General features: G+C 66.3%; 21 protein-coding genes. 7 read left to right on the top strand and 14 right to left on the bottom strand.

The annotated features are described in order from the left end of the window. Positions 1–203 precede the first annotated feature (203 nt). Complete coding sequence (locus tag PVE36_RS01410; protein WP_277454104.1) at positions 204–1,340, top strand: hypothetical protein; 1,137 nt, start codon at positions 204–206, stop codon at positions 1,338–1,340. A 993-nt stretch (positions 1,341–2,333) separates the two neighbouring features. Here PVE36_RS01410 and PVE36_RS01405 read toward each other — a convergent pair. Both PVE36_RS01405 and PVE36_RS01400 read right to left on the bottom strand, forming a co-directional pair. Then, positions 2,334–3,830: a hypothetical protein gene (locus tag PVE36_RS01405; protein ID WP_277454103.1), complete on the bottom strand. Its 1,497-nt coding sequence runs from the start codon at positions 3,828–3,830 to the stop codon at positions 2,334–2,336. Continuing rightward, on the bottom strand, positions 3,827–4,816 hold the full coding sequence (locus tag PVE36_RS01400) for a hypothetical protein (RefSeq protein ID WP_277454102.1): 990 nt from the start codon (positions 4,814–4,816) through the stop codon (positions 3,827–3,829). Before PVE36_RS01400 ends, PVE36_RS01405 begins: the two co-directional genes overlap by 4 nt. A gap of 240 nt (positions 4,817–5,056) precedes the next feature. Between PVE36_RS01400 and PVE36_RS01395 the strand changes: the two genes are divergently transcribed. Then, entirely contained in the window at positions 5,057–5,413 is a 357-nt protein-coding gene (locus PVE36_RS01395; RefSeq protein WP_277454101.1) for a hypothetical protein, read from the top strand. Positions 5,414–5,608: 195 nt separating this feature from the next. On the opposite strand, the gene PVE36_RS01390 is transcribed toward PVE36_RS01395, so the two are convergent. The 3 genes from PVE36_RS01390 to PVE36_RS01380 all read right to left on the bottom strand — a co-directional run bounded on the left by PVE36_RS01390 (position 5,609) and on the right by PVE36_RS01380 (position 7,331). Continuing rightward, positions 5,609–5,764, bottom strand: a complete 156-nt coding sequence (locus tag PVE36_RS01390; RefSeq protein WP_277454100.1) for a hypothetical protein — start codon at positions 5,762–5,764, stop codon at positions 5,609–5,611. Between the two features lie 5 nt (positions 5,765–5,769). Next, positions 5,770–6,294 carry a hypothetical protein gene (locus PVE36_RS01385; RefSeq protein ID WP_277454099.1) on the bottom strand — a complete coding sequence of 175 codons (525 nt, stop codon included), beginning with the start codon at positions 6,292–6,294 and terminating at the stop codon, positions 5,770–5,772. A gap of 182 nt (positions 6,295–6,476) precedes the next feature. Beyond that, on the bottom strand, positions 6,477–7,331 hold the full coding sequence (locus PVE36_RS01380; RefSeq protein ID WP_277454097.1) for a hypothetical protein: 855 nt from the start codon (positions 7,329–7,331) through the stop codon (positions 6,477–6,479). A 387-nt stretch (positions 7,332–7,718) separates the two neighbouring features. Between PVE36_RS01380 and PVE36_RS01375 the strand changes: the two genes are divergently transcribed. Both PVE36_RS01375 and PVE36_RS01370 read left to right on the top strand, forming a co-directional pair. Continuing rightward, a complete protein-coding gene (locus PVE36_RS01375) occupies positions 7,719–9,434 on the top strand; it encodes a hypothetical protein (RefSeq protein WP_277454096.1) in 1,716 nt (571 codons plus the stop codon). Between the two features lie 151 nt (positions 9,435–9,585). Next, positions 9,586–10,599, top strand: a complete 1,014-nt coding sequence (locus tag PVE36_RS01370) for a hypothetical protein (RefSeq protein ID WP_277454095.1) — start codon at positions 9,586–9,588, stop codon at positions 10,597–10,599. Between the two features lie 218 nt (positions 10,600–10,817). On the opposite strand, the gene PVE36_RS01365 is transcribed toward PVE36_RS01370, so the two are convergent. The 5 genes from PVE36_RS01365 to PVE36_RS01345 form a co-directional block, all read right to left on the bottom strand. Continuing rightward, on the bottom strand, positions 10,818–11,372 hold the full coding sequence (locus PVE36_RS01365; protein ID WP_277454094.1) for a hypothetical protein: 555 nt from the start codon (positions 11,370–11,372) through the stop codon (positions 10,818–10,820). Positions 11,373–11,903: 531 nt separating this feature from the next. Continuing rightward, complete coding sequence (locus tag PVE36_RS01360) at positions 11,904–12,266, bottom strand: hypothetical protein (protein ID WP_277454093.1); 363 nt, start codon at positions 12,264–12,266, stop codon at positions 11,904–11,906. Further along, a complete protein-coding gene (locus PVE36_RS01355) occupies positions 12,263–13,354 on the bottom strand; it encodes an amidohydrolase family protein (RefSeq protein WP_277454092.1) in 1,092 nt (363 codons plus the stop codon). The genes PVE36_RS01360 and PVE36_RS01355 overlap by 4 nt, the downstream gene beginning before the upstream one ends. 214 nt (positions 13,355–13,568) lie before the next feature. After that, positions 13,569–14,330, bottom strand: coding sequence for an alpha/beta hydrolase (locus PVE36_RS01350; RefSeq protein WP_277454091.1), 762 nt, complete (start codon positions 14,328–14,330; stop codon positions 13,569–13,571). A 37-nt stretch (positions 14,331–14,367) separates the two neighbouring features. Then, a complete protein-coding gene (locus tag PVE36_RS01345) occupies positions 14,368–15,252 on the bottom strand; it encodes a fumarylacetoacetate hydrolase family protein (protein WP_277454090.1) in 885 nt (294 codons plus the stop codon). Positions 15,253–15,395: 143 nt separating this feature from the next. Here PVE36_RS01345 and PVE36_RS01340 point away from each other — a divergent pair, with 143 nt between their 5' ends. Beyond that, positions 15,396–16,052, top strand: coding sequence for an FCD domain-containing protein (locus PVE36_RS01340; protein WP_277454089.1), 657 nt, complete (start codon positions 15,396–15,398; stop codon positions 16,050–16,052). Positions 16,053–16,790: 738 nt separating this feature from the next. Here the strand turns inward: PVE36_RS01340 and PVE36_RS01335 are convergent. The 3 genes from PVE36_RS01335 to PVE36_RS01325 all read right to left on the bottom strand — a co-directional run bounded on the left by PVE36_RS01335 (position 16,791) and on the right by PVE36_RS01325 (position 19,973). Then, complete coding sequence (locus PVE36_RS01335) at positions 16,791–18,251, bottom strand: ADP-ribosylglycohydrolase family protein (protein WP_277454088.1); 1,461 nt, start codon at positions 18,249–18,251, stop codon at positions 16,791–16,793. Between the two features lie 13 nt (positions 18,252–18,264). Next, the gene (locus tag PVE36_RS01330) at positions 18,265–19,188 is read right to left on the bottom strand and encodes a DUF6569 family protein (protein WP_277454087.1); all 924 of its coding nucleotides are present in this window, start codon (positions 19,186–19,188) and stop codon (positions 18,265–18,267) included. Between the two features lie 74 nt (positions 19,189–19,262). After that, positions 19,263–19,973 carry a hypothetical protein gene (locus PVE36_RS01325; protein WP_277454086.1) on the bottom strand — a complete coding sequence of 237 codons (711 nt, stop codon included), beginning with the start codon at positions 19,971–19,973 and terminating at the stop codon, positions 19,263–19,265. 120 nt (positions 19,974–20,093) lie between these two features. Here PVE36_RS01325 and PVE36_RS01320 point away from each other — a divergent pair, with 120 nt between their 5' ends. Together PVE36_RS01320 and PVE36_RS01315 are read left to right on the top strand one after the other, a co-directional pair. Beyond that, a complete protein-coding gene (locus PVE36_RS01320; protein ID WP_277454085.1) occupies positions 20,094–21,062 on the top strand; it encodes an HNH endonuclease signature motif containing protein in 969 nt (322 codons plus the stop codon). A gap of 853 nt (positions 21,063–21,915) precedes the next feature. Then, on the top strand, positions 21,916–22,407 hold the full coding sequence (locus PVE36_RS01315; RefSeq protein WP_277454084.1) for a DUF6416 domain-containing protein: 492 nt from the start codon (positions 21,916–21,918) through the stop codon (positions 22,405–22,407). A gap of 236 nt (positions 22,408–22,643) precedes the next feature. Here PVE36_RS01315 and PVE36_RS01310 read toward each other — a convergent pair whose 3' ends face one another. Further along, entirely contained in the window at positions 22,644–23,573 is a 930-nt protein-coding gene (locus PVE36_RS01310) for a hypothetical protein (protein WP_277454083.1), read from the bottom strand. Positions 23,574–24,250: the final 677 nt, after the last annotated feature.

Here is a 24,250-nt window from a genome sequence, read left to right as displayed (position 1 = left end):
CGACTTTCGACGGTGCGCGATCCCGACATGAAGCAGCTCCACGCCCCCGAACTAAACGGGCTGTAGGGTGTCTACGAGGTGAGCGTCAAGTTCCTCAAACGACACGCAAACCTCATGTCGATAATCCGGCTCTCTCGTCAGTCTCTTCCGGGGGAAGGATCCTCCGAGAGCCGGTCCCGTAACCCAATTTTGGGAGATCTTCCTTGGTTGAGAGCATCGACTCCGAGGTCATGCAGTTTGCGGCTACCACCAATATGCTCCTGTGGGAGGGAATTCCTTGGGGCGGCGCTACGACTCTGGTTCTGGAACGTTTCGCTCTGGACGACTTCTTAGCTGTCGTTCGCTCGGTTTCCCCTCCTATCCTTTATCTCGACCCTGATGGATCAGCCACAGCCTTCGCCGCTAATGGAGTAGTCCATATATTTGCCACCCCCGCTAAAAGGAAACGGATCGTTAGAGACATGCTGGGTGACATTATCCCCGCCATGAGTCAGGACACAGTGGATGACTCGTCTGCAGCACCGGCATCCGTTGGCGATTCACTTTCGGTGCATAACTTCAGCGATCCCTATTTCGATGTGCGTAGCTTTCGTCCCGTTGCGGGCAAAGTTCGTGAGGCGGTCGATGCCGTGGTCGCAGACGAGCGCTTTGATGGCCATCGAACCAGATACGTCGTAGACGAGCACGTGCGCCATTTGGGCCCAGATGACGCGGACACGGTTCTTCGAGTCGCCATAAAAGTCTTCACCGAAACGGTCGGAAAGAAGCTCGACCACCAAGCCGGTCGGTTCGTCGACGAGCTCGTCAAGGATCCTGCATACGACCCCCTCGCAGGGAACGCGGAGCAAGAAGAGTTCATCGCTGCTCGAGTAGACATAGACGACCCTCGACTGCTGCGCCATATCACAGCCGCTCTTCACAGGCGCAGCGTCGAAACCGATATGGGCCTCAAGCTGGAGCGCAAGCTGACCAAGTATGCAGCCAAAATCGTGCGGGACATGCCTCAACTCGAGCGGGACCGCTTGGGATTCGCGTCGAAAAGCGCTCCGCGGCTTGTGATCTTAGAGCGCTACGTAAACGGCTACACCCCCGCGCAAACTGATTTCTTGGTGCGCCAGGCAGCCCGCTCAGAGGAGGAGGAGTACGGCACCTTACGCGAACGACGCTACGCCACTGCTGCACGCGCACTTCAGGCCGCTGGTCTGAACCGGTCAAAGGTATCGCGAATTCTGGGTATATCTACATCCAAACTGGACCGAATAGTGACCGCGCATCGTGAGGACGTCGAACTGACAAACGACGACCCGATCGTTACGGCTCTTGCTCCTGAATGGTTTTAGCTCGCACCTTGCTTAGGAGGCACGCAGGAGGTCCCTTGCCAAGCTCCTTCGCCGCCTCCCCCTCGTACCGGGTTCTTACGCTCTATCTCGTGCGAAGAAAAGCTGTAGTGCGACAAGAGCCCAATCAAGGCGACGACACGTTCAGCTACATTTGACACGAGTCCGTGACACCCGTGCTCGTACCAAGCGACCTCACTCCAGAGGTGCCAGCGCTTGTTGGCGCGGGACACCGTGAAGGAGCCGGTGCGGCAGCGGGAGGAGGGCCTGAACCCAGTTCTTACGCATGGGAGAGCGGTCACCCGGGCACGATGCCGAACTACCGGCAGCAGAGCGCGGAATGTCGCCACCGCTCTGCATGCCCTTCGCCCCGGTGAGAACACGAGCCATTGGTCGGTCGCTGCCTGTGAGCCTGCACGGGCGGGTGGAATCGCTGACCTCGCGCACGAGCGGTCCCTCTCCAGCGCGATGGGACCGTACGGTGCGTTAGAGCGCGATCCAGTTCCACCCGACCCGCGAGGTTCGCCGTCGAGCACCGCTCCGCGTCGTCGACCTCGGACGCTGACGGAGCAGAAGCGGGCGGCGTGGTGCTCATCGGTGACCCGTGACACGGCGGTCTCGCGTGACCTGTCAACCTGTGCGCCCTCATGCCGATCGCCGGGTTGCGGCTCAATGAGGTCGTCGGGGCGCCTGATCGGAGATCAGACCCTGAGGCCTGACTTGCACAGGTTTGAGGCTTTGGCGGAGTCGGTAGGAATGACTCATGTCCTCATCCGCCGACTTGCGTACTGCTGTGGGCAGAGGAGTGCTCCGATCGGTGCCGCGTCTGGTTATCACCTCCGTTCGGTGACGCGGCGGGCTCTGCTGTGGGTGATTGAGCTTTCGTGACGCTGTGGAGTTGTCGAGCAGCGAGCGTTCGTCCACGGGTTTGTCGTGGAAGACGTGGATGATCTGTGCGGCGCTGGTCAGTTGGCGCAATCCCCATGGCGGACCCCTTCAGGCGGCGTCCGTCAACGGCGCGGCGAGCCTCAGCTGTGGGCGGACGCTGCTGGCGGCTCGGGCGGCGTTGACGGCGTTGTGCAGGAGGGCGTAGCAGAGGACGTCGAGGAGTTGTCGGCGTGCTCCGAGGCTCATGGCGCGGTCGACCAGGAGGGTTCTCTTGAGTTCGGAGTTGAAGGATTCGGCGTCGTTGCGCAGTCCGTAGAGGCGGTCGAAGTCGGGTTCGCCTTCGGCGATGACTCTGATGGCGTCGGTGCGGGCGTGGTTGGTTTCGCCGGCGAGGGAGTGTGGGGTGATCCAGGCGGTGAAGGAGCCGTGTGGGCAGGGGACTTCGTAGGCGACGTTGAAGTGGTATCTGCCTGAGGCGCGTCGGGGTCGTTTGATCTGTCGTCGTTCCAGGCGGGCGATGATCACGGGTTTGCCTTCTTCGTTGAGGCCGATCTCGCTGATGGCGCCGTCGACGGCGCCGATCTGGTGGGTGCAGCAGTTCGCGTCAGGTCCGGTGTCGGGGGTGTCGTGTTCCCAGGTGCCCAGGGGGTAGAAGCGTGGGGTGGAGTGGTTGCGGCCTTTGCGGGTGGCGGTCTTGGCTGATCCGTGGACCTTGTTGATGACGACTACGCCCAGGTTCGTCATGAGGTCGTCGATGTGGGCGCCGCGCATGGCGCCGTCGTAGACGATGGCTTGGATGCCGTTGCCGGCGACTTGGTGCAGGGACTTGATCGATTGCACGGCGGTCTCGGCTTCGCGGCCGGGCTTGTCCACGCGGGCGACGCTCAGGACGACGCGGTGGCCGGGGTCGTCGCCGCGGGCGTAGAGCGCGACGAAGTTCTGTCCGTGCACGGGCCCGGCGTGGCCGTGGTAGTCGGCCGCGTCGGGGTCGAACCGGTGTCGTGGCGCGTCGATGGCGTCACCGGTTGCGTCCAGGTAGGTGATGACGGTCTCGCCCTTGCGGTTGGTGGTGCGCTTGGCGGTGGGTGGCCGGTAGAGGGGGCGCACGACGGTCCCGTCGCCGTAGACGACGCGGGTTCGGTCGGGGTGGGACAGCGAGCCGGGGCCGTTGGGGTTGAGGAGTCCGAACTCTCGGGCGCGGTCGACCGCGCATTCGGTGAACACCTCGAGCAGTTCGGGCAGGACGTCCTCGGAGGTCAGGTGGGCGTCTCGGGCGTAGCGGAAGGCGTCGCGGCTGGGCGGTCGCGGGCCGGGCAGGCGGGGCACGAGGTCGGGGTCGGTGGCCTGCATCTGGGCGACGGTCTGGCAGATCAGGTTCCAGGTGTTGGGGTCGGACAATTCGGTCTCGACGCGCACGGCCGATCGGAAGAGGCGCGCCAGGACGCCGTACCCGAGCAGGAGGTAGCCGGGGTGGTGGGAGCGGCGACCGACCGGTTGCCGTTCGGGGATGAGCGCCCCGAGCTCGTAGAGGGTCGGGTCGGAGAAGACGGCGGTGATCTTCTGGTTGGTGGTCATCGCCGCGGGGCGGCGTCTGCGGCGGCTCATCGGTTCCTCGTTCCCGTGGTGTGGGGCTGGCGCCAGTCCAAGTGGATGTTCTGCGCGGCGGTGTCCAGCGAGCCGGTGCCCAGCAGCAGCGCGACGTCCTGGATGCTCGCTCCGCGTTCGTAGGCGGTTTTGCCGGCCCAGTGCCGCAGGGAGGCCGGGCGCAGGTCCTGCTCGGCGTCCAGTCCGGTGCGTCGCAGCACCTCGCGGATGACGTTGCAGGCGCTGGCTTGTGCGGTGGCCCCTCCCGGGGTGGCGTCTCCGCTGTAGGCCAGGCGCGTGTCGGGGGTGGCGCCCGCGGCCAGCAGGCGGGTGGCGTGGGCGGTCAGGATCTGGCGTCCCCAGTCGGTCAGCGGGCCGACTCGCGCGGCGTGCCGGTAGGTGCCCGGCAGTTGCACCCGGGTCGGTGCGGTGGGTTCGTCCAGGTCGCGCAGGCGCACCACGCTCATCTCGCTGGAGATGGCGCTGGCCTCCCCCAGCGCCCACATCACCGACCGCAGGCTCGCCCGGGTGCCGTGGGACAGGCCGGCGGTGATCCGGCACAGTGCCACTTCGTCGTCGGTCAGGGGACGCGCCGGGCGGGCCCCCTTCGGGGGCAGGTGCAGGTCCAGCGTCGGGTCCCCGACGTGGTGCCCGAGCACCCGCAGGGTGCGGTAGAGCAGCCGCAGCGCGGTGCGGCGCGCCTGCCGCGTGGCGATGACCGGCTGGGTCCCTTCGCGCGTGGGGGCCAGGACGAAGGCCCGCGCCTGCTGCGCGGTGACGTCACCGAAGGAGTCGAGGCCGTTGGCGTCCACCCAGGCGGTGTAGCGACTGACGGTCTCCTCCACGCGCACCCGGGTCTGCACTGTCATCGCCGAGGACGCGTCCCACCGGTGGCGTACCGCGTCCAGCTCACCGGCCAGCGATGACGCGCTCCTGTCGAGCAGGTCGTCGGCAACCACGGTGAGATGGTGACCGCGGTCGTGGCCGGCAGGTAGTCGTCGTGCCATGGGAGTCTCCCTCCGGCGCCGGGACTCGCACGTTCCCGAGCGCACAGGGCAGCGTGCTCAGGGACGCCAGCTGCGGCAGTGCCGCACGACCGTGGATTTCGGAATGCATTTCCTCGGCGGGAGGTCACCCACTTGGGTGATGCGCGCTCGCGCCAACCGGTCTGTTTCGAGCGTTCCTTTCGCTCCGCGTCACCGGCCCGCATCGGGCGGGTCGGACGCCAAGGCTCACAAGGAGCCAGCATGATCACAAACAAGGTCACCCCCACCGCTCTGGCGCAGCCCGTCGAGCTGGATGCCGTCCGTCGACGGGCCCGCTTGGAGGGCCTGCTGGACATCAGGGACCGCCTGTCCACGCTGAGTGTGGAGCGACGTTCCCACGGGCTCGAGGACGCCATGCAGACCTTCGGTCAGCAGATGGCCGTCGAGGCCGCCATCGACCAGGAGTTTCCCGAGGTCTTCGCCGAGCGCTTCGGCGCCTGGGTCGCGGCCGAGGTCCAGCTCGAGCACGACACCTACCGGATGCACCCCGAGTGCGGCATCTGCCAAGCCATCGCACAACGGGCCGGGATCAACATCGACCCACCCGAGGCAGCCTGACACCCACCGCCTGCACAGCGAGACCTCGCGGGCCTGATGACCCGTGATCACACCCCAGGAGGGGCGGAGCCGATCGGCTCCGCCCCTCCTTCCCTGCCCCGCCGCGAACGGACCGGCAGGGCGTGCAGCTACTGGTTTGCCCACCAACGCTTCCCGCCCTTAGGCGGTCATCCCGGCGGTGGGCGCACGCCCGGTTCAGGCCCGGCGACGGGCGAGCTCGGTGACCAGCGCACGCATCAGGGGCGTGCCTTGCAGCCACGCGGTCGGCGTGAGGTCACCGACTGCGGGGGCGCCGGCTGCCTCGGCGATGAGGTCGATGTTGGGGCGCCCGGTCAGGACGTCGCAGGCCATGTCGATCAGGCGGCGTCTGCACTGCCTTGGTGGAAGTGGTCGACGTGTTCATGCAGGTGGGTGATGACGTTGGTCAGGTACTGCGGGCTCATCTCGGTGAGCCTGTGCGGTCGCTGCGTGACGTCGACCCACCAGATGCCCTGGTCGAAGACCCGCAGATCGATGGCCCCTTCGGCGCACTGGCCCCACGCGGTGAAGGGCGGTTCTCCCGGCCACAGATCGGCATCGGAAGGCGCGGGACTCGGCTCGTACTCGCGGTGTGTGCTCACTCGAGGCAGGGTGCGCACCGGCTGGCGTATGGCAGTGCCGACAGCGCACGAATCGTCGGCAACCTTTTCGGCGACCGCGAGGTCGTTCTGGCGCCTAAGGGCACGTACACCAAGGAGGCAGAGCAGGCCGTCAAGCGGGCGTTCCACGAACAGGCGGGCGAGGGCGACCAGAACGTCAAGATCTCGGTTATCCCCTTCTGAAGTCATCGGAACGGTGTCTCCAACACCGTGACTCGACGATGGGTGCGTCTTCTCCCCCATCGATGTCAGCGAAGCCGGACCGCCCTACACGAGACCCGCTGGAGTGGCGTCACCACGGTAGGACACCGAGCAACTGAGGACCATTCACCAGCGGCGCAGGGCCGGGCGCATCACGCGCCCGGCCTCCGCTCGTGCGCGGTCACTCTCTCTCACGACGATTCCTCTCGGTAAGAGTCCTTCACTCACGCGGAGGTGAATTGCCGGCCATCCTCGATCACCACATCGATCGTCAAGGACTTCAGCAGGTCGAGAACATCGTCAGAGGGCCGGGTCGGGAGCAGGACCGCCAAGCGCGCACGTTTGTCGAGGTGGCGCCGATAGTCGAAGAGCTGCCCAATCGCCGTACGGACGTCCTGACGACTTGCAGAGCTCTTGGCCTCGACGAGCGTGTTCGTTATCGCGTCGTAGGCATCGCAGACCAACCGCTCACCGGTGGGCAGTCGAATGGATCGGCACGTCAGCGGCCGACCGAGGGACTTCTCGTATCGCTTGACGAGCCGGGCCTCCCGGAAGGATCGGCGCTGTTCCTGTGCCTTTGTCGGGACGGTGATGTCCTCGGGTACTTCACCAAGAGGTCTGGCCGTGACGACTGGCATGGTCCGTTTGGGGCGGGCGCCCTGTCCACGCCGACCGATGCTCTGCGTGATGGCGTTCCACTCTGCCGGCTCGAGGGGTATGGGGTTCGCTCCGCCCGGCATCCGCAGGATCAGCGCGCTGGCGAAGTCGGGGTCCTGGCGCAGGAGGTCCTTGAGGATCGGGGTGTCGAAAAGGTACTTCGTGGGCCGCAGATCGATGCCCCAGACGTCGTGCTTGGGTGGCTCGATCCAGTAGCCGCCACTCGGTCGTAGGGGCCCAGTCGGTGAGCTGTCGATGTGGCCGACTGCGTAGACGCCGGCCTTGGCGCCACTGATCCATAGAGCGAAGTTGTCGCCGGCCCGAACGTCATCGATGTGCCGCGCGATTGTCCACGAGTCCAGATCGTCGGTCTCGTCCTCCCACCACGACCACACATCCCACACGTCCGGGTTGGCCTGCAAGATCCATGCTCTCGACACGGTCGTCCTCCTGGTCGTCCACGGCACATCGCAACAAGGGGCGGAGCACTCCGACTCGGCCCCCTGCGGGAGCCGCTGGGGTGGTCGATCACATCTTGCGCTTCCCAGCTCGCGACGTCACGCCCCAGGACGGGGCTACCAACGTTCTACACGCGCCGGACCGTCCCTGGCTGCAGACAGCACATAGTTCTCGCGGGGAGGGATCGAGGGCCCTTCCCGCTGTGGAGCAGGCCGTCGACGGCGGTCTCGGGGCAAGGACCGCACGAGCCCGCAGCAGGGACATGGGGTCGCACCCAAGGGATTGCGGCAAGGCACTGGAGGCCGCACGGGTCGTGGTGTCACAACCCATCGTCACCGGAGGAAAGCACCATGCCCTACGCACCTGAAACCCGCCGAAAGAGCCTGACGGGCACGAGCAAGGCCAGCAAGACCCAGGAAATCGTCGACCTGTTCGGGTTCGCCGGCCTGCATCAGTTGGGCATGGCTTTGGACGACCTCATGGCACGACCAGGGCAACGCGGGCAGCACTCGAGCTACCCCGCGACGGCCCTGCTGGCGGCCACTGCTGCGGCGCGGGCGGCCCACTCCCGCGCCGGGGCGTTGAAGATCCTCAGTCACCGCGAGACATGGGAACGCTGCAGGGCCAACTACGCCAAGTACAGCAACGGGGTGCGCCTGCCGCACCGGGCACCCACCTATGACCAGATCGACTACTTTCGTGGTCTGCTGACTGAGGACCCGCAGGTCATGGCCCGGTTGCAGCACCAGTTCCAGCGCGTCTCGCTCGGCCAGGCCCGCAAGCTGGGCAACCTGGTGCCGCGCGCCGCGGACGGCTGCCACCCCGATGAGCGCAACAGCATCTACACCGACGGCACGGTCATCGCTCCCTACAGCGACGTCGCCCTGGACGTGCACCCGCTGACCGGTGAGCTCTTCACTGTCGGCTCCCGCGCGAAGCACCCAGCCAACGCGCGCGTCCAGCACTGCTTGAGCGACATGAGTCTCGACGGCAAGTGCGACCGCGGCCTGAACATGGTGGGCGTGTACACATGGACCCGCGCCGGACGAGTCGTGCTGGCCACGGGCACCGCCATGGGCGCCGAGCAGTGGACCGTCCTGGACCTCATCGACAGCCTGCACACGATCCTCTCGCGTCTGGACACAGCACACGAGCTGACCGGCGGGGCGATTCACACCTTGATCAACGACCGTGCCATCACTGGCTGGTCGGTGGACTACCTCATGGGCGCCCTCGGCATCCAAGTGCTGGGTAAGGCCGTCGGCCGCAGCGCTGGGGAGAGCAATGTCGACATGGCCATCTCCGAGATGGTCATGTCGAGTCGAGTACTACGGCGTGCCGCCGAATTCGGAGTGCAGCCCAGCGCCAACGGACTCCGCGCCATGCGCCATGACGAACTCAGCGACATGGGCCGCTCCTACCGAAAGCTCCCTCTGGGAGTGAGCCTGTACCCCACCACCAACAAGTTCGACCTCGTTCACAGCAAGTTCATCCCGCTGCCTCCGGCCACCCACGACGTCAACGGAACGGTGTGCGAACACCCGCTCGCGGTCGATGACGGGGCCTTGTTCCTCGTCGAAGTGGACGAGGAAGAGGGCGACGTGGTCAAGAGCGCCTTGCTGCCATGTCAGTCCAGCACCCGCGTGCGCGAAACAACAGGTCGATGGGGTACCCGCAACCACTACACGATCCCCTGCGCCGACGGCGCCTTCACCTACGAGCGCACCTGGCAACCTCGTGGAACACGTTTCACCGCTGACAGCACCGAGACCGACCGCGCGCCCAAGGACCACGTGGGCTGGCAGTTGCGGCCCCTCAACCGCGCGGACGACGTCGAAAAGTGGATCAATCACGACGTCGACATGAGCGCCATCGAAGCCTGCGACAAACGATTCAGCCGCTCATTCTCCCGCCGCAACGACGCCGAGGCGTACAACGCGTGGTACCGAGAGCGACTGCCCCGTAAGGGTCGCGCCGCCAGCCTGTCCACGGCCGGTCAGGAACTGGACTTCCTCCTGGCTGGCGTACTGAACAACTCCATCACGTGGCGCAACCACAAGTCCTAAGACGCCGCGCCCCACCCTCACCACGGCCCGCCTACAACAGGCGCGGGCCTTGCGCGACCCAGAACGTCTGCGAACCGCCGATTGCGCTCCAAGACCCCGGCCCGGACAGATCCCTGTGTCCGAACAACCAGCCGAAAAACCGGAGCACGTCATGACCACTACAAAGACCCGCAAGCTCACCCCCATCCCCGACGCACTGGCCACGGTGACGATTCCTGAGGCCGTCGAAGCTCTGCACGAGCTCGAACGCCGTTTCGACCTGATCCCCGTGGCTGCGCGCACGGACATAGCCGACCAACTCCACCGCATCATCACAACGGGCGAGTCCCTGTACCTGACCGGAGCCAGCCAACTGGTCACCGAGCAACGCGCACTGCTGACAGCGCTGACGAGCATCGCCAACCCCACCGCTTTCCACAACAGCACGGATTCCGACCAGCTGCACACCAGCCGCAACCTGTTGCTCACTCTGGCGTTGGCCGCAACCCACGTGCACGGTTGGAACCACAAGGGCCTGCTCGAGCGTGCGGTTTCCATGGCTCAGCGCACCTGCCGTCAACGTCGCCCGTTCACCGACGATGAGGTTCTGCTCACGCGCCTAATGGCCATCGTCACCCTTCGAACCGACCCCAAGTCCCCCCTGCCCGCGCTGTACGCACTGGTCGAGGCGGGCATGACCCCCGGAGAGACAAGCCAGTTTCGCTGCAATGACCTCGACGACGCCGAGCACCCCACACATGTCGTGGCGGCCGGCAACCGCATCCACGAGGCTCGCTTCCTGCCCCTGGATCGATTCGCCGCCCAGATCCTGACGAGCACCGTCGCCAAAGCCAGCCAGCAGGGACTCAAGCCGCACGAGACCGCGCTTTACCGCGGTAAGACGAACTTGCCCGGCACGCCAGCAGCCACAGCCTCGGTCCAAGGAGTGCTCAACCGCTTCCTCAAGGACCTGGGGCTGCACCTGCCCGACGTCAGTGCCAGCGGCATCCGCAAGTGGCGCTTGGAGCGGGTCTACAACGACCAGGGCGCGCAGACCGCTCTCGTCCATGCCGGTTACGGCCCCGGGACCGAAGACATGGATCGGCTCTGGCTCCACCTCGACTTGACCACACCGCTGGCCGACACCTCCACCGAGCCCGACGATGACGAGCACTTCCTGGACTAACCCAGTCCGGGGTCGCGCATGAGGGGCGGAACCATGTGGTTCCGCCCCTCATGCCGTACGACAGGTTGTCTGCGCCATCGACACGATGCTTCGACAGGCATTCAGGAACACCGCCTTCCGCAGGGCGCCCTTCCGGACGGCTCACACTCGGAACGCGAGATATGCGCCTACGAGTCCGCACGCTGGGGGGCACATACAGATGCGGTACTGGCCGCTGCTCAGGCGTGCATGCGAGTGCGGTGCTCGCCAAGCCCGGAGGGACTGATGAAGGCGTGATGACAGGCGTCGCACCACAGCAGCTCGCGTTGTCGCCCCCAGGAGTCGATCGACTCCTGCCACCACCAACCACGAGTGCCATCACGGCCATCAGTAGGCGGTAGGACGCCCTTGCGCCGATAGAGCCCGGTAGCCGAAGGGCTCCAGCCGTATCGCTTGCGCAGGTCCGAGGTGGTCAGACGGTGGGGCAGCAAGTCACTCTCGCCGGACTTCAGCTGTCTGATCAGGCGATCGGCAGGAATGCCGAGGGCGGCGGCCACCTCGGCCCGTGAACCACCGGCTCGCCAGCATCGGTGTGCTGCGACGACCCTCGACTCGTCGAGACCCGGATCCCCCGGGGCCGGCCAACCATCCAGGGCGAGGGTGACCACCTCGGGCAGGGTGTCGGACAGCCTCGCGATCGCCTCGTCACTCACACCTGTCTTTCGGGCCCTGCGCCACGCGGCAACGTCGTCCAGATGCGGGATGATCAGTCGCAGGGCCGCGCGGTGGAGCATGTCCTGGACCTGGCTGTGCGCTACGCCCCGCTCTCTAGCCAGATCTAACAGCCGGACCTGGCCGCTCACCCTACGTACAAGCGCGTCGACATCCGCCGGTGGCGGGGGCTCCCGGTGCCCATCAAGCCACAGCGCTACATGCGCTCGCGACGCCAGGCCTTCGCCTTGAAGCGCCTCGACCCACACTGGCGCCAGGTCGCTCAGGACAAGTCTGTGCTCCACGACAGCAGGCTATCGGCCCGTTCGCCCTGCGGACTCGGCCTTGCGCATCTACGCTCAGGCCTCATGCGACGCAGATCGGGAGAATCCGGGGAGAGTTCTCTCGTAGTCGTGTGGCTGATGGTTATCGCCTTGGTGGTCGCGCTTGGGACCACGCTCGGGCCCTACTTGGTCTGAAACCTCCACCCGCGACAACCTCGCCGCCGCCAGCGATGCCACCCCGCGCCCGCATTCAGCGTCCTCGCCGCTGCGCCACGACCGCGACGGCGACCGCCAACCTCCCCGGCCGGTGGCGGGGCTTCGGCGCCGTAATCAGTGGGTTGCGCGCTTGCAGGTGATTGAGCTCAGGTGGGGCGTCAGACGAACGGGCACGCCCACCTCGTTCGGGTGTCCTGTCGCACTGTGCTCGTGGGCAGCGGCGAAGCGGCACAGCTCCGCGACGATGTCATCGTTGACTGAGATCAACCCGGTGAAGCGGATCCGCGCCTTCTGCGATCCGTCTATGGCCACCACCCCCGCGCGGGGGCATCCACCCAGGCATTGCACGCGACGAAGGGTCGGAGCCGAGCCACCGTCAGCTCCGACCCTTTCGCACGCCGCCGTGAAACGGCCGACGAAGCTACCGCCAGTGACCGCGTCATAGCGCGGGCACGTCGTGCAGACCAGGACGGTCACGCCGCGTCGCTGACCGTCGTGCTCTCTGCCGACGCCGCCGACGGCTCCTTGTGGAAGACCCCGTCCTTCATCACCGCGTGCAACTTCGACGGGTCCTGAAGGATCGTGATGTCGGCCAGCGGATCGCCGTCGACGAGGATGAGATCAGCCAGGTACCCCGGTTGGACCTTCCCGAGCTCACCCGACATCTGCATGATCTCCCCGCCGAGCGTCGTCGCCGAGAGGATGGCCTCCATGGGGGTGAATCCCAGCAGCTCGACGAAGTGCTGCAGGTCGCGTGCGTAGGTGCCGTGTGGCGTCCACGCGAAGCCGTAGTCACCACCGGGAAGGATGCGGATGCCCCGTCGGTGCATCTCGCGCAACCCGGCGATGGCTACTTCCAGCTCATGCTTGTAGCCGACTGCCTCCGCGGCTTCTTGGGGGAAGCCGAAGGCCTCCGCCTCGTAGAGGGTGGCCACCAGCCAGTTGATGCCCGGGGCGACGAAGACCCAGTCCTTGTTCGCCTCGAGCAGGTCCATGCCCTCCTCGTCAGTGAAGCTGGCGTGGTAGATGATGTCCACCTTGTGGCGAACGCACATCTTCACGCTCTCTGCCGAGCGGGCGTGAGCACACACGCGCTTGCCGCGACGGTGTGCCTCGGACACTGCGGCCGCCACCTCTTCGTCTGAGAAGTAGGTGTCTTCCGCGCGCTGGCTGCCGGTGATCTCCTCCCCTGTCATCGACAGCTTGATCTGGTCGACGCCGATCTCGATGAGCTCACGCACCGCCTTGCGCATTCCTTCGGGGCCGTCTGCGAACTTCGTGATGCCCTTGACCAGGGCACCACCCGTCACGGCGATCTCGGGACCGTTCGCGAGGTACCGCGGCCCTGGCACTCGCCCGGCATCGATGGCGTCACGCATCACCACATCGAGGCGGTCCTTGGCAGAGGCCGCGCCCAGGCACATGGTGTACCCGGCGTCGATGTATGACTTCGCCGAGTCGATGCAGCCAAGGAGGTGCTCTTCCACGGGCATCGTGCCGAGGCCGTCCAGGTCGCCGCTGTTGATCCAGGAGAAGTGCGTGTGCGCGTCGCACAGTCCCGACATCAGGGTGCGGCCACGCCCCTCGACGACCCGAGTGAAGGGTCCAGGAACTTCGACCGCTCCCACGGATTGGATGCGGTTTCCCTCCACGAGCACGTCGCCGGCGTACGGCTCCGTGCCAGTCGAGTCGAGAATCCTGACATCACGGAAAAGAATGCGCTGGCTTTCAGTTGACATGACCTACTCCTCTTTGAGTGGTTGGGGACAAGAAGGGAAATCAGAGAAAGGTGGTGAGCAGTTCGTTGACCTCGGCGACCGCTTCGAGCGCCGTCCAGTGGCCGACACCGGAGAGGATCTCCACACGGGCGTCGGGGTGGCCCTGGGCCAGTTCGTAGCTAGCCTCCGGCGGTCCGACCTTGTCTGCGTCACCGGTGATCAGCAGGAGCGGCACATCGGCGGACACAGCGCCAGGGTCACCGGCCCCGGCGAGGGCTTCGCAGTTGCGGGCATAACCTTCGGGGTCCTGGCCGGCGACGAGCTCTCGCACGAAGGCCGACACCACTGGCTGACTGTCGTGGGTTTGTTGGGACAGTGCGTTGGCCACGACACCGCCAGCCACGCCACCGGTGCCCTCTTTCCGCACCACGGAGGCTCGGTCCCGCTGAGCCGTCTGTGCGTCAGCGCCTGGGACCCGCACCGCTCCGAGTAGTGCCATCTTGGAGACCCTGTCCGGGAAGCGTGCCGCCATCTCGCGCACGACCAGCGTGCCCATCGAGTGCCCGACGACGGCTGCAGTCTCGATCCCGAGCTCATCCAGAACCGCTACCAGGTCCGTTGCGTGGTGAGCGATGCTGATGTCATCCACCACCGGCGACCTGCCGGCTCCTGCGCTGTCGACGCGAACAACCGTGAAGCGGTCACGAAGGGCATCCTCCTGGGCCTGGTAGAAGTTCGTGGTGCCGCCCAGACCGTGAACCATGAGGACCGCCGGACCGGCGCCGTCCACCTCAACGGTCAGGCTATGGCTGTGTATCTGCATGTTCGTTCTCCTCCTGAGGTTCTGTGACCGCTCGCGTTCAGGCGATGCGATTGCGCTGCTTACCCATGCCGGTGATGGCGACCTCGATCACATCGCCGGACTTCATGAAGCGCGGCGGGTCGAAGCCGATACCTACCCCCACCGGAGTCCCGGTCGCGATGATGTCGCCGGGCTGGAGAGTGATTCCCGCAGAGATCGTCTCTATCAGCTCGGGGATGTCGAAGATCAGGTCGGCGACGCTGCCGTCCTGCCGGAGCTCGCCGTTGACCCAGGACTGCACGCGCAGTTCGTCCGGGTTCTTCACCTCGTCCCGGGTGACAGCAAAGGGACCCATGGGGCAGTGGGTGTCGAGCGACTTCCCAAGGAGCCACTGCTTGTGCTTGCGCTGCAGATCACGAGCAGTGAAGTCGTCGATGATCGTGTAACCCCACACGTGCTCGAACGCTTCATTTCGGCTGATGCCGCGTCCACCACGCCCGATGATCACGCCGAGTTCTGCCTCGTAGTCCAACTCTTGCGTGACCGCGGCGTGGGACTCGATGTCGTCGTAGGGTCCGGTGACCGACGTCGTCATCTTGGGAAAGACAACCGGAGCCTCCGGCAGAGCCTCGGAGCGGTCGGGCGAGTCATACCCTGAGCGGCCGAACTCGACCACGTGCTCACGGTAGTTCTTACCCACGCAGAAGATGTCCCGGTTCGGCACGGGGAAGGGTGCGTGGATCGTTACTGCGGTGAGCGAGTACTCGACCAAGCCCTGCGCTGCTGCCAGCTTCCCCTCGTACACATCCCATTCCCGGACCACATCCAGAAGCGTCACGCCATGAGGAAGGGTGCCGGTGAGGTCGCGCACGACATCGCGCTCGGTATCGGCAAGGCCCACCCGCGGGCCTCCGTTCTCGCCGGAGAAGGTCAAGAGCTTCATGTGCAACCAATCTGAACCAATCAAACCAATGTGGACGGATTGCAGAGTAGACCGGCAATGGATCGCGTGTCTAGCCCCCGTCTCATCGCGAATAAGCCGGTCGCATATTGGTCTCGATTGGTCTCTTGAGCTACGCTGCAACCGTGCTCAACACACAACAGTCCCTCAGGGCCCTCATCCAGGACGGCATCGCTGAGGGCAACTACGTACCCGGGGCGAAGCTGCCGACGGAGCGCGAACTGGTCGAGCGCCTGTCCGCTCCGCGAAGCTCGGTCCGTCGAGCGCTGGAGGAACTCGAAGCCGAGGGCCTGATCATCAGGCACGTGGGTCGAGGCACCTTCCTGACCGAGTCAGCCCAGCCCGAGGGCGCGCCCGCGGACTCCAGCCCCGCGTCCATCATGCAGGCTCGACTCGTCATCGAGCCCCCCATCGCGGCAGTGGCAGCGCGGGCCGCGACCGCTAGCGACCTGGACAGGGTCGCCGAGTGCCTGGCGGGCGGCGGTGCGGCTGACGACTTCATCGGGTTCGAGTCCTGGGATGCAAAACTGCACCGGTGCATTGCCGAAGCCGCACACAACGGTCTACTGCTGCGCATGTTCGATGTGATGAATTCCGCTCGCGCACTTCCGATCTGGGGCAACCGCAAGCGGCAGACGTCCAGCCCGGAACGACGGCGCTGCTACCACCTCGAGCACACCGAGATCGTCGACGCGCTGCTGCAGAGGGATCCGGAGGCGGCCGAACTCGCCATGCGCAACCATCTGCGCACCGTCAACGACAACATCCTCGGTCGACCCTGAAGCGTCGACGCAAACGACTACGCCGAGTTGAACCACGCCAACAAGTCGTCTCGGCACGAACCATCGCTCCACGGAGCGGGACCTACTCGAGCCCTCGGTGGCCTTGTGGCATGCACCTCAAGGACCGACTCACGGCCGCGCAAGGTGAGACCTGACGTCGCCCAGGGCAGGTGAGTGCGCATGCGGGCCGATGGCGGACCATCGCCGGAGTCATTCCCCGAGCAGAAGAAGGATCTCGCCATGCCCCGTGCACGAGACATGCTTGTCACCCACACTCAGCTGACATCCACACAGCGGCTACCGCACAAGAGCGCATCCGCATCCAAGGCATCGTCACCGAAGTCGGCCAAGAACGCGCCCACTACCGCAACGCGTGGCTTCGCATCGCGACCGTAGGAACCTCAGTCCGTATCACCGCATCAACCGACAGCCCTCTCGGGCTGGCCCGACCTGGAGCCGCCGTCGATGTCGCCATCGACATGACAGGAATGCTGGATCCACCAGCCGACACCTATCTCGGCCGGAATGCCCGCGTGATCACCATCGAGTGAGCCAACTCGAATGCGCCCCTCGCAGGTTTCCGAGGTCAGTTCAGTCTGCTGTCCCGTGACCCGACGTTCGTAGCCTCAGCCTCGGGCGAGACGTCAGATGATGGGTCTCTCGCAGCGTCAGTCGACACGCTTGTCCATGTACGAAGCTGACTGGTTGCGCTTGCCGAGCGCGTAGCGCGTCTACGGGTCAGGAGCGGCGGAGGGCATCGAGCAACCAGGACTGCGGGTTGGCTTCGGGTAGGGAGTCGGTGATCTCGCGTAGGGCTTGTTCCAGTGGTGAACCGTCGAGGACGGCGACTCGTGCTGCCACGGTGGGTGTGCGGCTCTGCCCGGCTACGCAGTACAGGAACACTGTTCGTCCCTGGTCGCGTAGTCGCAGAACGGTGCGGGCGGCGTCGTCGATGACGAAGTCGAGGTTGGGGTTGTCCTCTGCTGTCGAGTCGATCAGGCGCGCGACGTGAGCCACGGCGCCGGGTGGGGTCTGCGTTGTTCCGAGGCGGCAGAGGCTGACCACCGCGTCGACTTCCGGCGGCAGGTCGTCCAAGGCCAGTGCGTTTCCGATCCATACGCCCTCGACGAGTGGGTGCGGCACGCACGTGCTGGCCACTCCCCAGGCCGTGTAGTCGATGCGGGGGGCGGTGGGCCATCCCTGGGCGTCCCTCTGGCCGCCGCGAAGCATGAGGCTCGCCAGCGCGGTCAGCGCGGCCGCGCCACCGCTGTGCTGGTCGAAGTCGGTGGGGATGCCCCAACCGTGCAGCTGGCCCTGCCATTCCTGGGGGACGGCGCTGGCTCCCCAGCGCGCCCCGAGCAGCGCGCCGGCAATCGCCGCGACGGTGTCGGTGTCGTGGCCAATGCCAATGGCCGTGGCCAACGACTCCTGCAGATGACGACAGGGCGTGACCTCCGGTATCGGTGTGTGCACGATGCTCGACCAAGCGGCCTGCAACGCTCCGACGACCCAGCCGTTCTCCACGAACCGGGATGGGGGTCCGTTCTCGGCCTCGGCGAGCACGACCGCCCAGTCGTACGTGGTCTGCCCCAGCAGGGGCAGGACATCACCGGGGGTGGGGAGCACGCCGCGGAGAACGGCGTGGCGGATCATCAGGCACCACAGGGCGGCGCCCTCCCCTGCCATGGGGTCATGGTGGGTCAGCGCGGAGATGTTGTGCGCTGCCTCGACCAGTGCGGCGGGATCCCCCAAGTGGGCAAGGGCGACCGGGCCGGTGCGCATCAGCGACCCGTTCCCGGCAGAGCGTCCGTCGTTGCGGTGGTGCACCTGCGTCGCCACGGCGGTCATGGTCTCGGCGGTGGTGTCGGGTCCGGCCAGGCGCAGCACCTGGCCGGTCTGCATCCCCACATCGCAGGGGCCTTCGGCGTACCACCGGGCGAACCCGGCAGCGACGGCATCGAGGGCGGCCGGTGTGCGCAGGTCCACCCCCGTGGCAGCGACGTGGGCGATGGCCATCGCTTGGGCGGTGTCGTCGGTCCACTCCCCCGGCGCGAAACCACCCAAGCCACCGCCGACCATGATCGGCCATCCGTCGTAGGGGGTGGATTCGACCTCGTAGCCGGCGCCCAGGGCGTCACCGACAGCAGAGGCCAAGAGGACGCCGCAGGCGCGGTCTGTCTGGGCAGAGGTCAGTCTCATGGCTACCACCCCGTCAGCCGGCGAGCATCGGGTGGTTGACGTTGGTCATCCGGGCGTGGACGTCCTGGCCCTGCCACCGCAGCCTGCTCATGTCGGCGTACTCGTTAGCACCGCTGAAGCGTTCGGCGACGCCGGCGGGCGCGACCTGGGTGAGTTTCACGTGCTCGAGCCGGTCGATGAATCGGTGGGCCCGACGCGAGGGCGTGGCGATAGTCGGCATGCCCCGGGCGTCCAGGGCGGCCGCCTCCAGCAGGCCCGGCAGCTGCCTGCGCAGCCGGCTGGGGAAGTCGAACACCTCGGCGATGTAGGGCTGACCACTGATGCCGATCAGCACCCCGATCTGCCCGGGCAGCGCCCGCAGGCTCGACCACGCCTTTCGTTCATCCTGCGCGCGGTCCAAGCGGTGGACGAAGGACGCGGTCGGGTTGCCCGGAGGGGGCGTGTGGCGCACCCAGTGCAGGTCCGAGTGCGACAACCGGCGCCCGGGAGTGGGCACGCCCACGTCCTGGGTGTGCACCGCCACCCGGTTCCACACCTCTCCCTGCACGTCGCCGCCACGGCGCCCGCTGTCGCGCACATACGGCGTGGCCCGCCGTCCCTTGGTGTTCTGGCGCGAGGTCCCGCCCCACCGGCCCTGCTCGACACACGCCACCTCAACAGGGATGCGCTGGTGCACCCCGACCATCACCGAGTGGCAGGCCATGCGGTGCTGCCACCCGCCCTCGAACAACGTCCCCTCCAGCACCAGCGCCGGCCGATCACCCGGGTTGTCCACCATCAGCGTGTCCACCCGCGGGCCGTCCTCGACCACCTCGGTGACGTCCAGATCGCTGCCGCCGCCGATCGTGTACCGCCGGTAGCGGCCAGCTTGGCCCCACAGCGGGAAGACCGTCATCGCTCCGCGGGTCGTGCCGCGTCCTACGTGCAGTTCGTTCATGACCAAACTCCCATCTCCTCAGTCCCCAGTGGACCGATGACAGGAGCATGCACACCAGCGAGGTCTTGACCGGGTTACCCGGGTAACCCCTCGCTGTCCCGGAACTGTGGAGGCAGGTCGTCCCACATGAGGTTGCGCGAGAGGCGGACCAGGTAGTGGCCGAGCTGCTCGGTGGTCTCGAGGTTGAGCCACCGCTCGCGGTTGACCTTCTCCTTCGTCTCGGCGAGCACCTTCTTGACCACCTGCTCGCTCGTGCCGAGCTTTGCAGCGGCCGTGGCCGCGATATTCGCCGGCGGGCGCTGATCCTTCAGCAGGTGCTCGAAGGCAACCGCCAACCGCTGACGTTGCAGGGGGGTCAAGTTGATCCGGTAGGCGGCATAGGAGGTACGCGAGCGCTCACCGACGACTTCTTGGTCTTCGGCCACTGGCAACCCTTGGGCCTGGCCGGCGCCGATGACCACGTCCATCCGGCACAGATCGTCCAGCTCCGGGAACCAGACCTTGGTCCGTCCGGGCTGCAACGCGATGACCGCGCGAGGGTTGAAAGTGATGTCGTCGAGGTACTTGTTGAGCACTCGCGCCCGCGCCCGCCCCAGCTGCAGCAACCAGCCCTGCTCGTAGGGCAGGAACCGGCACAGGTGCTCCGGCACCCACCGGTTGGGGATGTGGATCCCGGCCCCGGACACTCGCCCCACGGATACCTCGTCGTCCGTCGGCAGGGCCCACGTGCCACGCACCGCGCCGGCGACCTTCAACCTCACCCTGCCGTCGTAGAGACACTCCATGACGTGATGGTAGTCAGCCCAGCGGCGGGGTTACCCGGGTAACCCCACCACGTGCGCCTGTCTCGCTACTGTCGCCTGCAACACCTCGTGGCACCCGCCGCCGTCACCCAAGGAGTCCTCATGGAAGAGCCCCTGATCGGACAACTCGTCCGAGACAACCTGCCGCAGATCTTCGAGCACTGCGCTCAGTACGACCCGGAAGAGATCACCAAGCTCTCCGACAAGGAGTACTGCAACGAAGTCTTCAACCTCAACTGGGCCTTCTTGGCGACACCGGCCGAGGCCGAACTGATCCGGCAGCAGGACAAGAACGGCAAGGACCGATACTGGGCCCCCGTCTACCAGGTGCTCGACCACGAGGTCCGAGTCACCAACCATTGGGTGGAGCGGAAGAATCATCGCGAGCACTTCCTGCTGTACCTGGCCGAGAAGGGTCTGACGCCTGTTGGCATCTCCAGCGATGCCTTCGACACCCAACTGACCGAGATCACCACGCCCCCACCCCCACCGCCAGCAACGGCGGCCGCAACAGAGTCCGGTTCGCCAAGCGGCGCCCGGCACAAGGTGCACGCCATCGGCAACGCGCAGAACTCCGCGGTACGAAACGTCCTGGGCCGGCTGGGCCAGGAATCCTTCACTCAGAAGGACTGGCTGACGGTCAAGGCCTCATTCGGTCACCGTTGCGTCTACTGCAGCAGCGGGCGACAACTGGTGATGGACCACGCCGTGCCGATCAGCATCCGGATCAAGACGCCTGGCAACAAGACCCTGATCAAGAAGGCCTTGGGTGAGCACCGGCTCGGCAACCTCGTGCCGGCCTGTCGCGACTGCAACACCGCCAAAGGCCAAGTGCGTTACGACGACTACCTGCGCAACCAGCCGGAACTGCCCGACACGGCCGCCCGGATCACGGCCATCGAGGCCCACATGGCACGCCACCAGTACGAACCGCTGGATGAGGGCCTCAGCGACGAAGCTGCCCAAGAGATCATGGAACTCCTCGACCGCATGCGCGAACAGATCGCAGAAACCGCGACGATGACGGCCGCAGCGATCAACGAAACCATCGCGCTGCACACCAACCCCTAACCGCTGCAACCACGCGGCAAGTCGCGCGCATCCAATCGCTGGGTGAGGTCCACCCACCAGACATCCCGGGGGACTCGCAAAGGCCGTTCCTCCGTGGCCGAACTGGCCCTACACGGTGCAGCCCTCCGTTCGCTCATCCGGTCACGGTGGACCTGTGCCGGGACTGGCCCGCTCGTACTCACCAAGCGCACCAATGCCGGAGAGTGCGGCCGGCGCTCGATCTGTCGACGCCGAACGAGATGACAGAAGGAGGGCGGAGTCGTAACTCCCCCCTCCTTCAGGGGTTCCGGCGCGGCTCACCAGACCGCACGCCCTACACCCGGCCTCAGTCGAACGCCTCCACGACGTCGTCGAGACGCGCCCGCAGCCCGTCACTGGTTATGCGCGCCCGCCGCACCTGCTATGCCACGCGGTCGGTCTCCGCGTGCGACCCAGAGCATCGCTACATCGACCAGCACGACGCGTCGGTCCCCGCGCACCTCGGCCGCGCGAGCCACCCCTTGTTAGCTAGCACCCGCCGCCGGGTGGCGCCCCCACGCCCTGGCGCGTCACGTGCCCCCGCGGCGCACCTCGTGTCAGGTACCACGCGCCGCACGAGCGGCTGGAACACCGCTCGCTGCTCCGCCCAGTCCTGGATCGTCGACTCCCACCACCACGGCCACACCACATCCGAGCCCATCCGCAGCTGGCAGCGCACCCTTGCGCGCCGGTGACGCTAGGCCCCTGGGTGCCGACTGTGCCTAAGTAACAGGGTTCTGTATTGGGTCAATATACTTCTTTACTTCCCTCTGTAGGGAGTGCATACTTGTTCTACGCACCCCGCTCGGGGATGCACCAACCAAAGGAAGCCGTCATGGCCGACATCACCGTCCCCGTCCCCAACGACCGCACCGCCGAGTTCTACCAGTTCTTCGGTCTCTGGCTCGCTGGCTCGCTCAGCCTCTCCTCCAATACCCCTCAGAGCCCCGAGGGGGACCCGGCAGAGGCCCTTGAGCCCCCGAAGCCCCGCGTTCCTTGGGGAACCACCGCGGAGGACTACGCGGACGCCCTGACCCTATGGCGGAAGTACTCGCCGCAGGCGCGGGCCATGTTCTCGCTCCTCATGGACGACCCCGACACCCCCTACACCGGGGATGAGATCGCCGAGAAGATCGGGGTCAAGAACGGCGCCCACGGCATCGCGGGCGTCCTGGCCTGGCCGGGCCGCCACGGCGCGAAGATCAGCCGCGGCCTCCCGACCTACTTCTACGAGGACGAGGACGGCATTGGCCGCTACCTCATCCGGGCCGAGCGCGCCGACCTGTTCAAGACCGCGCGGGAGAAGGTCGCCGCAGATTCCGCCTGACCCCCCGGCAGCGCAGCGCCCACCTTCACCACGAGGGTGGGCGCGTCGGTGCTGCCACTGCAGCGAGAGAATCGGACGGGCACCGTCCGGGCACCCGCGGTGACTCCGGCCGGAAGCCGACCGTCAAGGTCTCCGTTGACACACGATCGCAGCGCAGAGGGAGGGTGGAGTCACGGACTCCGCCCTCCCTCAGCGACTCTCGCGCGGGTCGTCACCGGCCCCCGCCCTACCTGACCTCAGTCGAGCGCCTCCTCGACGTCCTCGATGCGGAGCCGCCTCGAACCGTCACTGGTGATGCCGTGGCATGCATGCAGCAGGCCAGCCTTGTCCAGGAACCGGTTGAGGACGAAGTCAGTAGCGCGTTCGGCAGCATCCCAACCACTGGTGTCCTGCGTGTCCGTGTGTCCTCCCAGCATCTCAGTCGCTGAGGCACCTGCTGCCAGGACGGTGGAGGTGTACCGCGACAGAATGCACGAGGCGAACACGTCACAGCGGATGATTCCCGGTTCGTACTGCGAACTACCCCAAGCAAGGACCCGGGCGAAGGGGAAAGTCTCCCCCGGGGCGTGAAAGTCCTCGGGGGCGAAGTGGATGGTCTCCTCCACCGACAGACCCGCATCCATCAAGGCGTACACCACCGGCATCACCGACGTTGAGTCCGCAAGCTGCTCCACCATCGCCATGGTGCGCAGCAACAGGATCTCGTCGCTGGCCAACGCCCGAGTCGGGGCGCAGGTGCGCGGCCCGAGGCGGACAGACTGGGCGTAGATTCGGGCCACGCTGCACCCGACTGACTCAGCCGCAGAGACCGCGATGGCGAGCATCAGGTTCCTGTAGATGTGCAGGTCCTCACTCGTGTCACGCTCCGGCGGCCCCGTGACCTCCTCGAACTCCGCCAGATCGAGCAACAAGCAGTGCTGGTTCAAGAGCATGTCCCTGACACTGCAGATCCCCCTCCGGCCGGCCGCGAGTTCGATGACTGCCATCCTGTCCAGCAATTCGTCTGCTGACCCTTCGCGCGCCCCGAAGCCTTCCCTGGCGAGTACCTCGAGCTGTGCGGTCATCTCGGCGATCGAAACCAGGTCCAGTTCGGAAGGCAGAGGACGAAGGCAGCCCGCATCGTTATCGGTGGCCGAGCTCGCAGTGGTCGTGGTGATCGTGTTCATGGTGGTGCTCCTGTCTGGGAATTGGATCGAACACCAGGACTTGTCCGAGCCCACCCACACAGCCGCAATGCCCGCTGTGTGACCCCGGACACATGCAGCGGTCACGCCAGCTGGCGGCCACTTGCGACAACCGACCGAGACACCGGTCCCTCTGGGTGTCACCGCGGCCAAAGCGTCCGGGGCGATGCCCTCGGCCCTTTCGACTCCTGCGCCTGCCGCGCTCAGTCGAACCGGAAGGCGGCATGGTTTCAGGCCGGGATCTACAACAGCCTCAGCTGTGCTCCCCTTCGCACACCCGGCGCCGATTGCGCGACCCGGCGAGGCACAGCTGCACCCGCAGCAGCGATCGCGCGATTCCCCGCCACCGAGAGGCCGCTGCACGGGCACGCGACCAGGAGTTGCTGCACACGCGCTAGACCGGAACTTCTCCAGTGGCGCAAGACCCGCGGTCCACGGTCTTGGCGTCACGGACCTTCAACACTCCACAGCGATGACACCAGCACCACCCCGGCGGGGCGGCACCGGCATGGGCCGGTGACTGAGTCAGCTGCAGCGGTCAGAAGGGAGGTGAATAACGCGGCTGCACCGACCCGGTGCGCACGCCCAAGCACCACGACCACCACGGCGGCGAAGGAACGACTGCACGGACGACTGCGCCATTGCCACGGAGCCCACCG

This window comes from Janibacter sp. DB-40 (assembly GCF_029510815.1).
Taxonomy (GTDB): domain Bacteria; phylum Actinomycetota; class Actinomycetes; order Actinomycetales; family Dermatophilaceae; genus Janibacter.
This window is presented reverse-complemented; position numbering and strand designations above follow the sequence as displayed.

Bases quoted from the DNA above. Each gene is read 5' to 3' on its own strand.
- PVE36_RS01405 (WP_277454103.1), bottom strand. From the start codon at position 3,830: ATGAGCCGCCGCAGACGCCGCCCCGCGGCGATGACCACCAACCAGAAG.
- PVE36_RS01400 (WP_277454102.1), bottom strand. From the start codon at position 4,816: ATGGCACGACGACTACCTGCCGGCCACGACCGCGGTCACCATCTCACC.
- PVE36_RS01395 (WP_277454101.1), top strand. From the start codon at position 5,057: ATGATCACAAACAAGGTCACCCCCACCGCTCTGGCGCAGCCCGTCGAG.
- PVE36_RS01390 (WP_277454100.1), bottom strand. From the start codon at position 5,764: ATGGCCTGCGACGTCCTGACCGGGCGCCCCAACATCGACCTCATCGCC.
- PVE36_RS01385 (WP_277454099.1), bottom strand. From the start codon at position 6,294: ATGGGGGAGAAGACGCACCCATCGTCGAGTCACGGTGTTGGAGACACC.
- PVE36_RS01375 (WP_277454096.1), top strand. From the start codon at position 7,719: ATGCCCTACGCACCTGAAACCCGCCGAAAGAGCCTGACGGGCACGAGC.
- PVE36_RS01370 (WP_277454095.1), top strand. From the start codon at position 9,586: ATGACCACTACAAAGACCCGCAAGCTCACCCCCATCCCCGACGCACTG.
- PVE36_RS01365 (WP_277454094.1), bottom strand. From the start codon at position 11,372: ATGCTCCACCGCGCGGCCCTGCGACTGATCATCCCGCATCTGGACGAC.
- PVE36_RS01355 (WP_277454092.1), bottom strand. From the start codon at position 13,354: ATGTCGGGACTGTGCGACGCGCACACGCACTTCTCCTGGATCAACAGC.
- PVE36_RS01350 (WP_277454091.1), bottom strand. From the start codon at position 14,330: ATGCAGATACACAGCCATAGCCTGACCGTTGAGGTGGACGGCGCCGGT.
- PVE36_RS01345 (WP_277454090.1), bottom strand. From the start codon at position 15,252: ATGAAGCTCTTGACCTTCTCCGGCGAGAACGGAGGCCCGCGGGTGGGC.
- PVE36_RS01335 (WP_277454088.1), bottom strand. From the start codon at position 18,251: ATGAGACTGACCTCTGCCCAGACAGACCGCGCCTGCGGCGTCCTCTTG.
- PVE36_RS01330 (WP_277454087.1), bottom strand. From the start codon at position 19,188: ATGAACGAACTGCACGTAGGACGCGGCACGACCCGCGGAGCGATGACG.
- PVE36_RS01325 (WP_277454086.1), bottom strand. From the start codon at position 19,973: ATGGAGTGTCTCTACGACGGCAGGGTGAGGTTGAAGGTCGCCGGCGCG.
- PVE36_RS01320 (WP_277454085.1), top strand. From the start codon at position 20,094: ATGGAAGAGCCCCTGATCGGACAACTCGTCCGAGACAACCTGCCGCAG.
- PVE36_RS01315 (WP_277454084.1), top strand. From the start codon at position 21,916: ATGGCCGACATCACCGTCCCCGTCCCCAACGACCGCACCGCCGAGTTC.
- PVE36_RS01310 (WP_277454083.1), bottom strand. From the start codon at position 23,573: ATGAACACGATCACCACGACCACTGCGAGCTCGGCCACCGATAACGAT.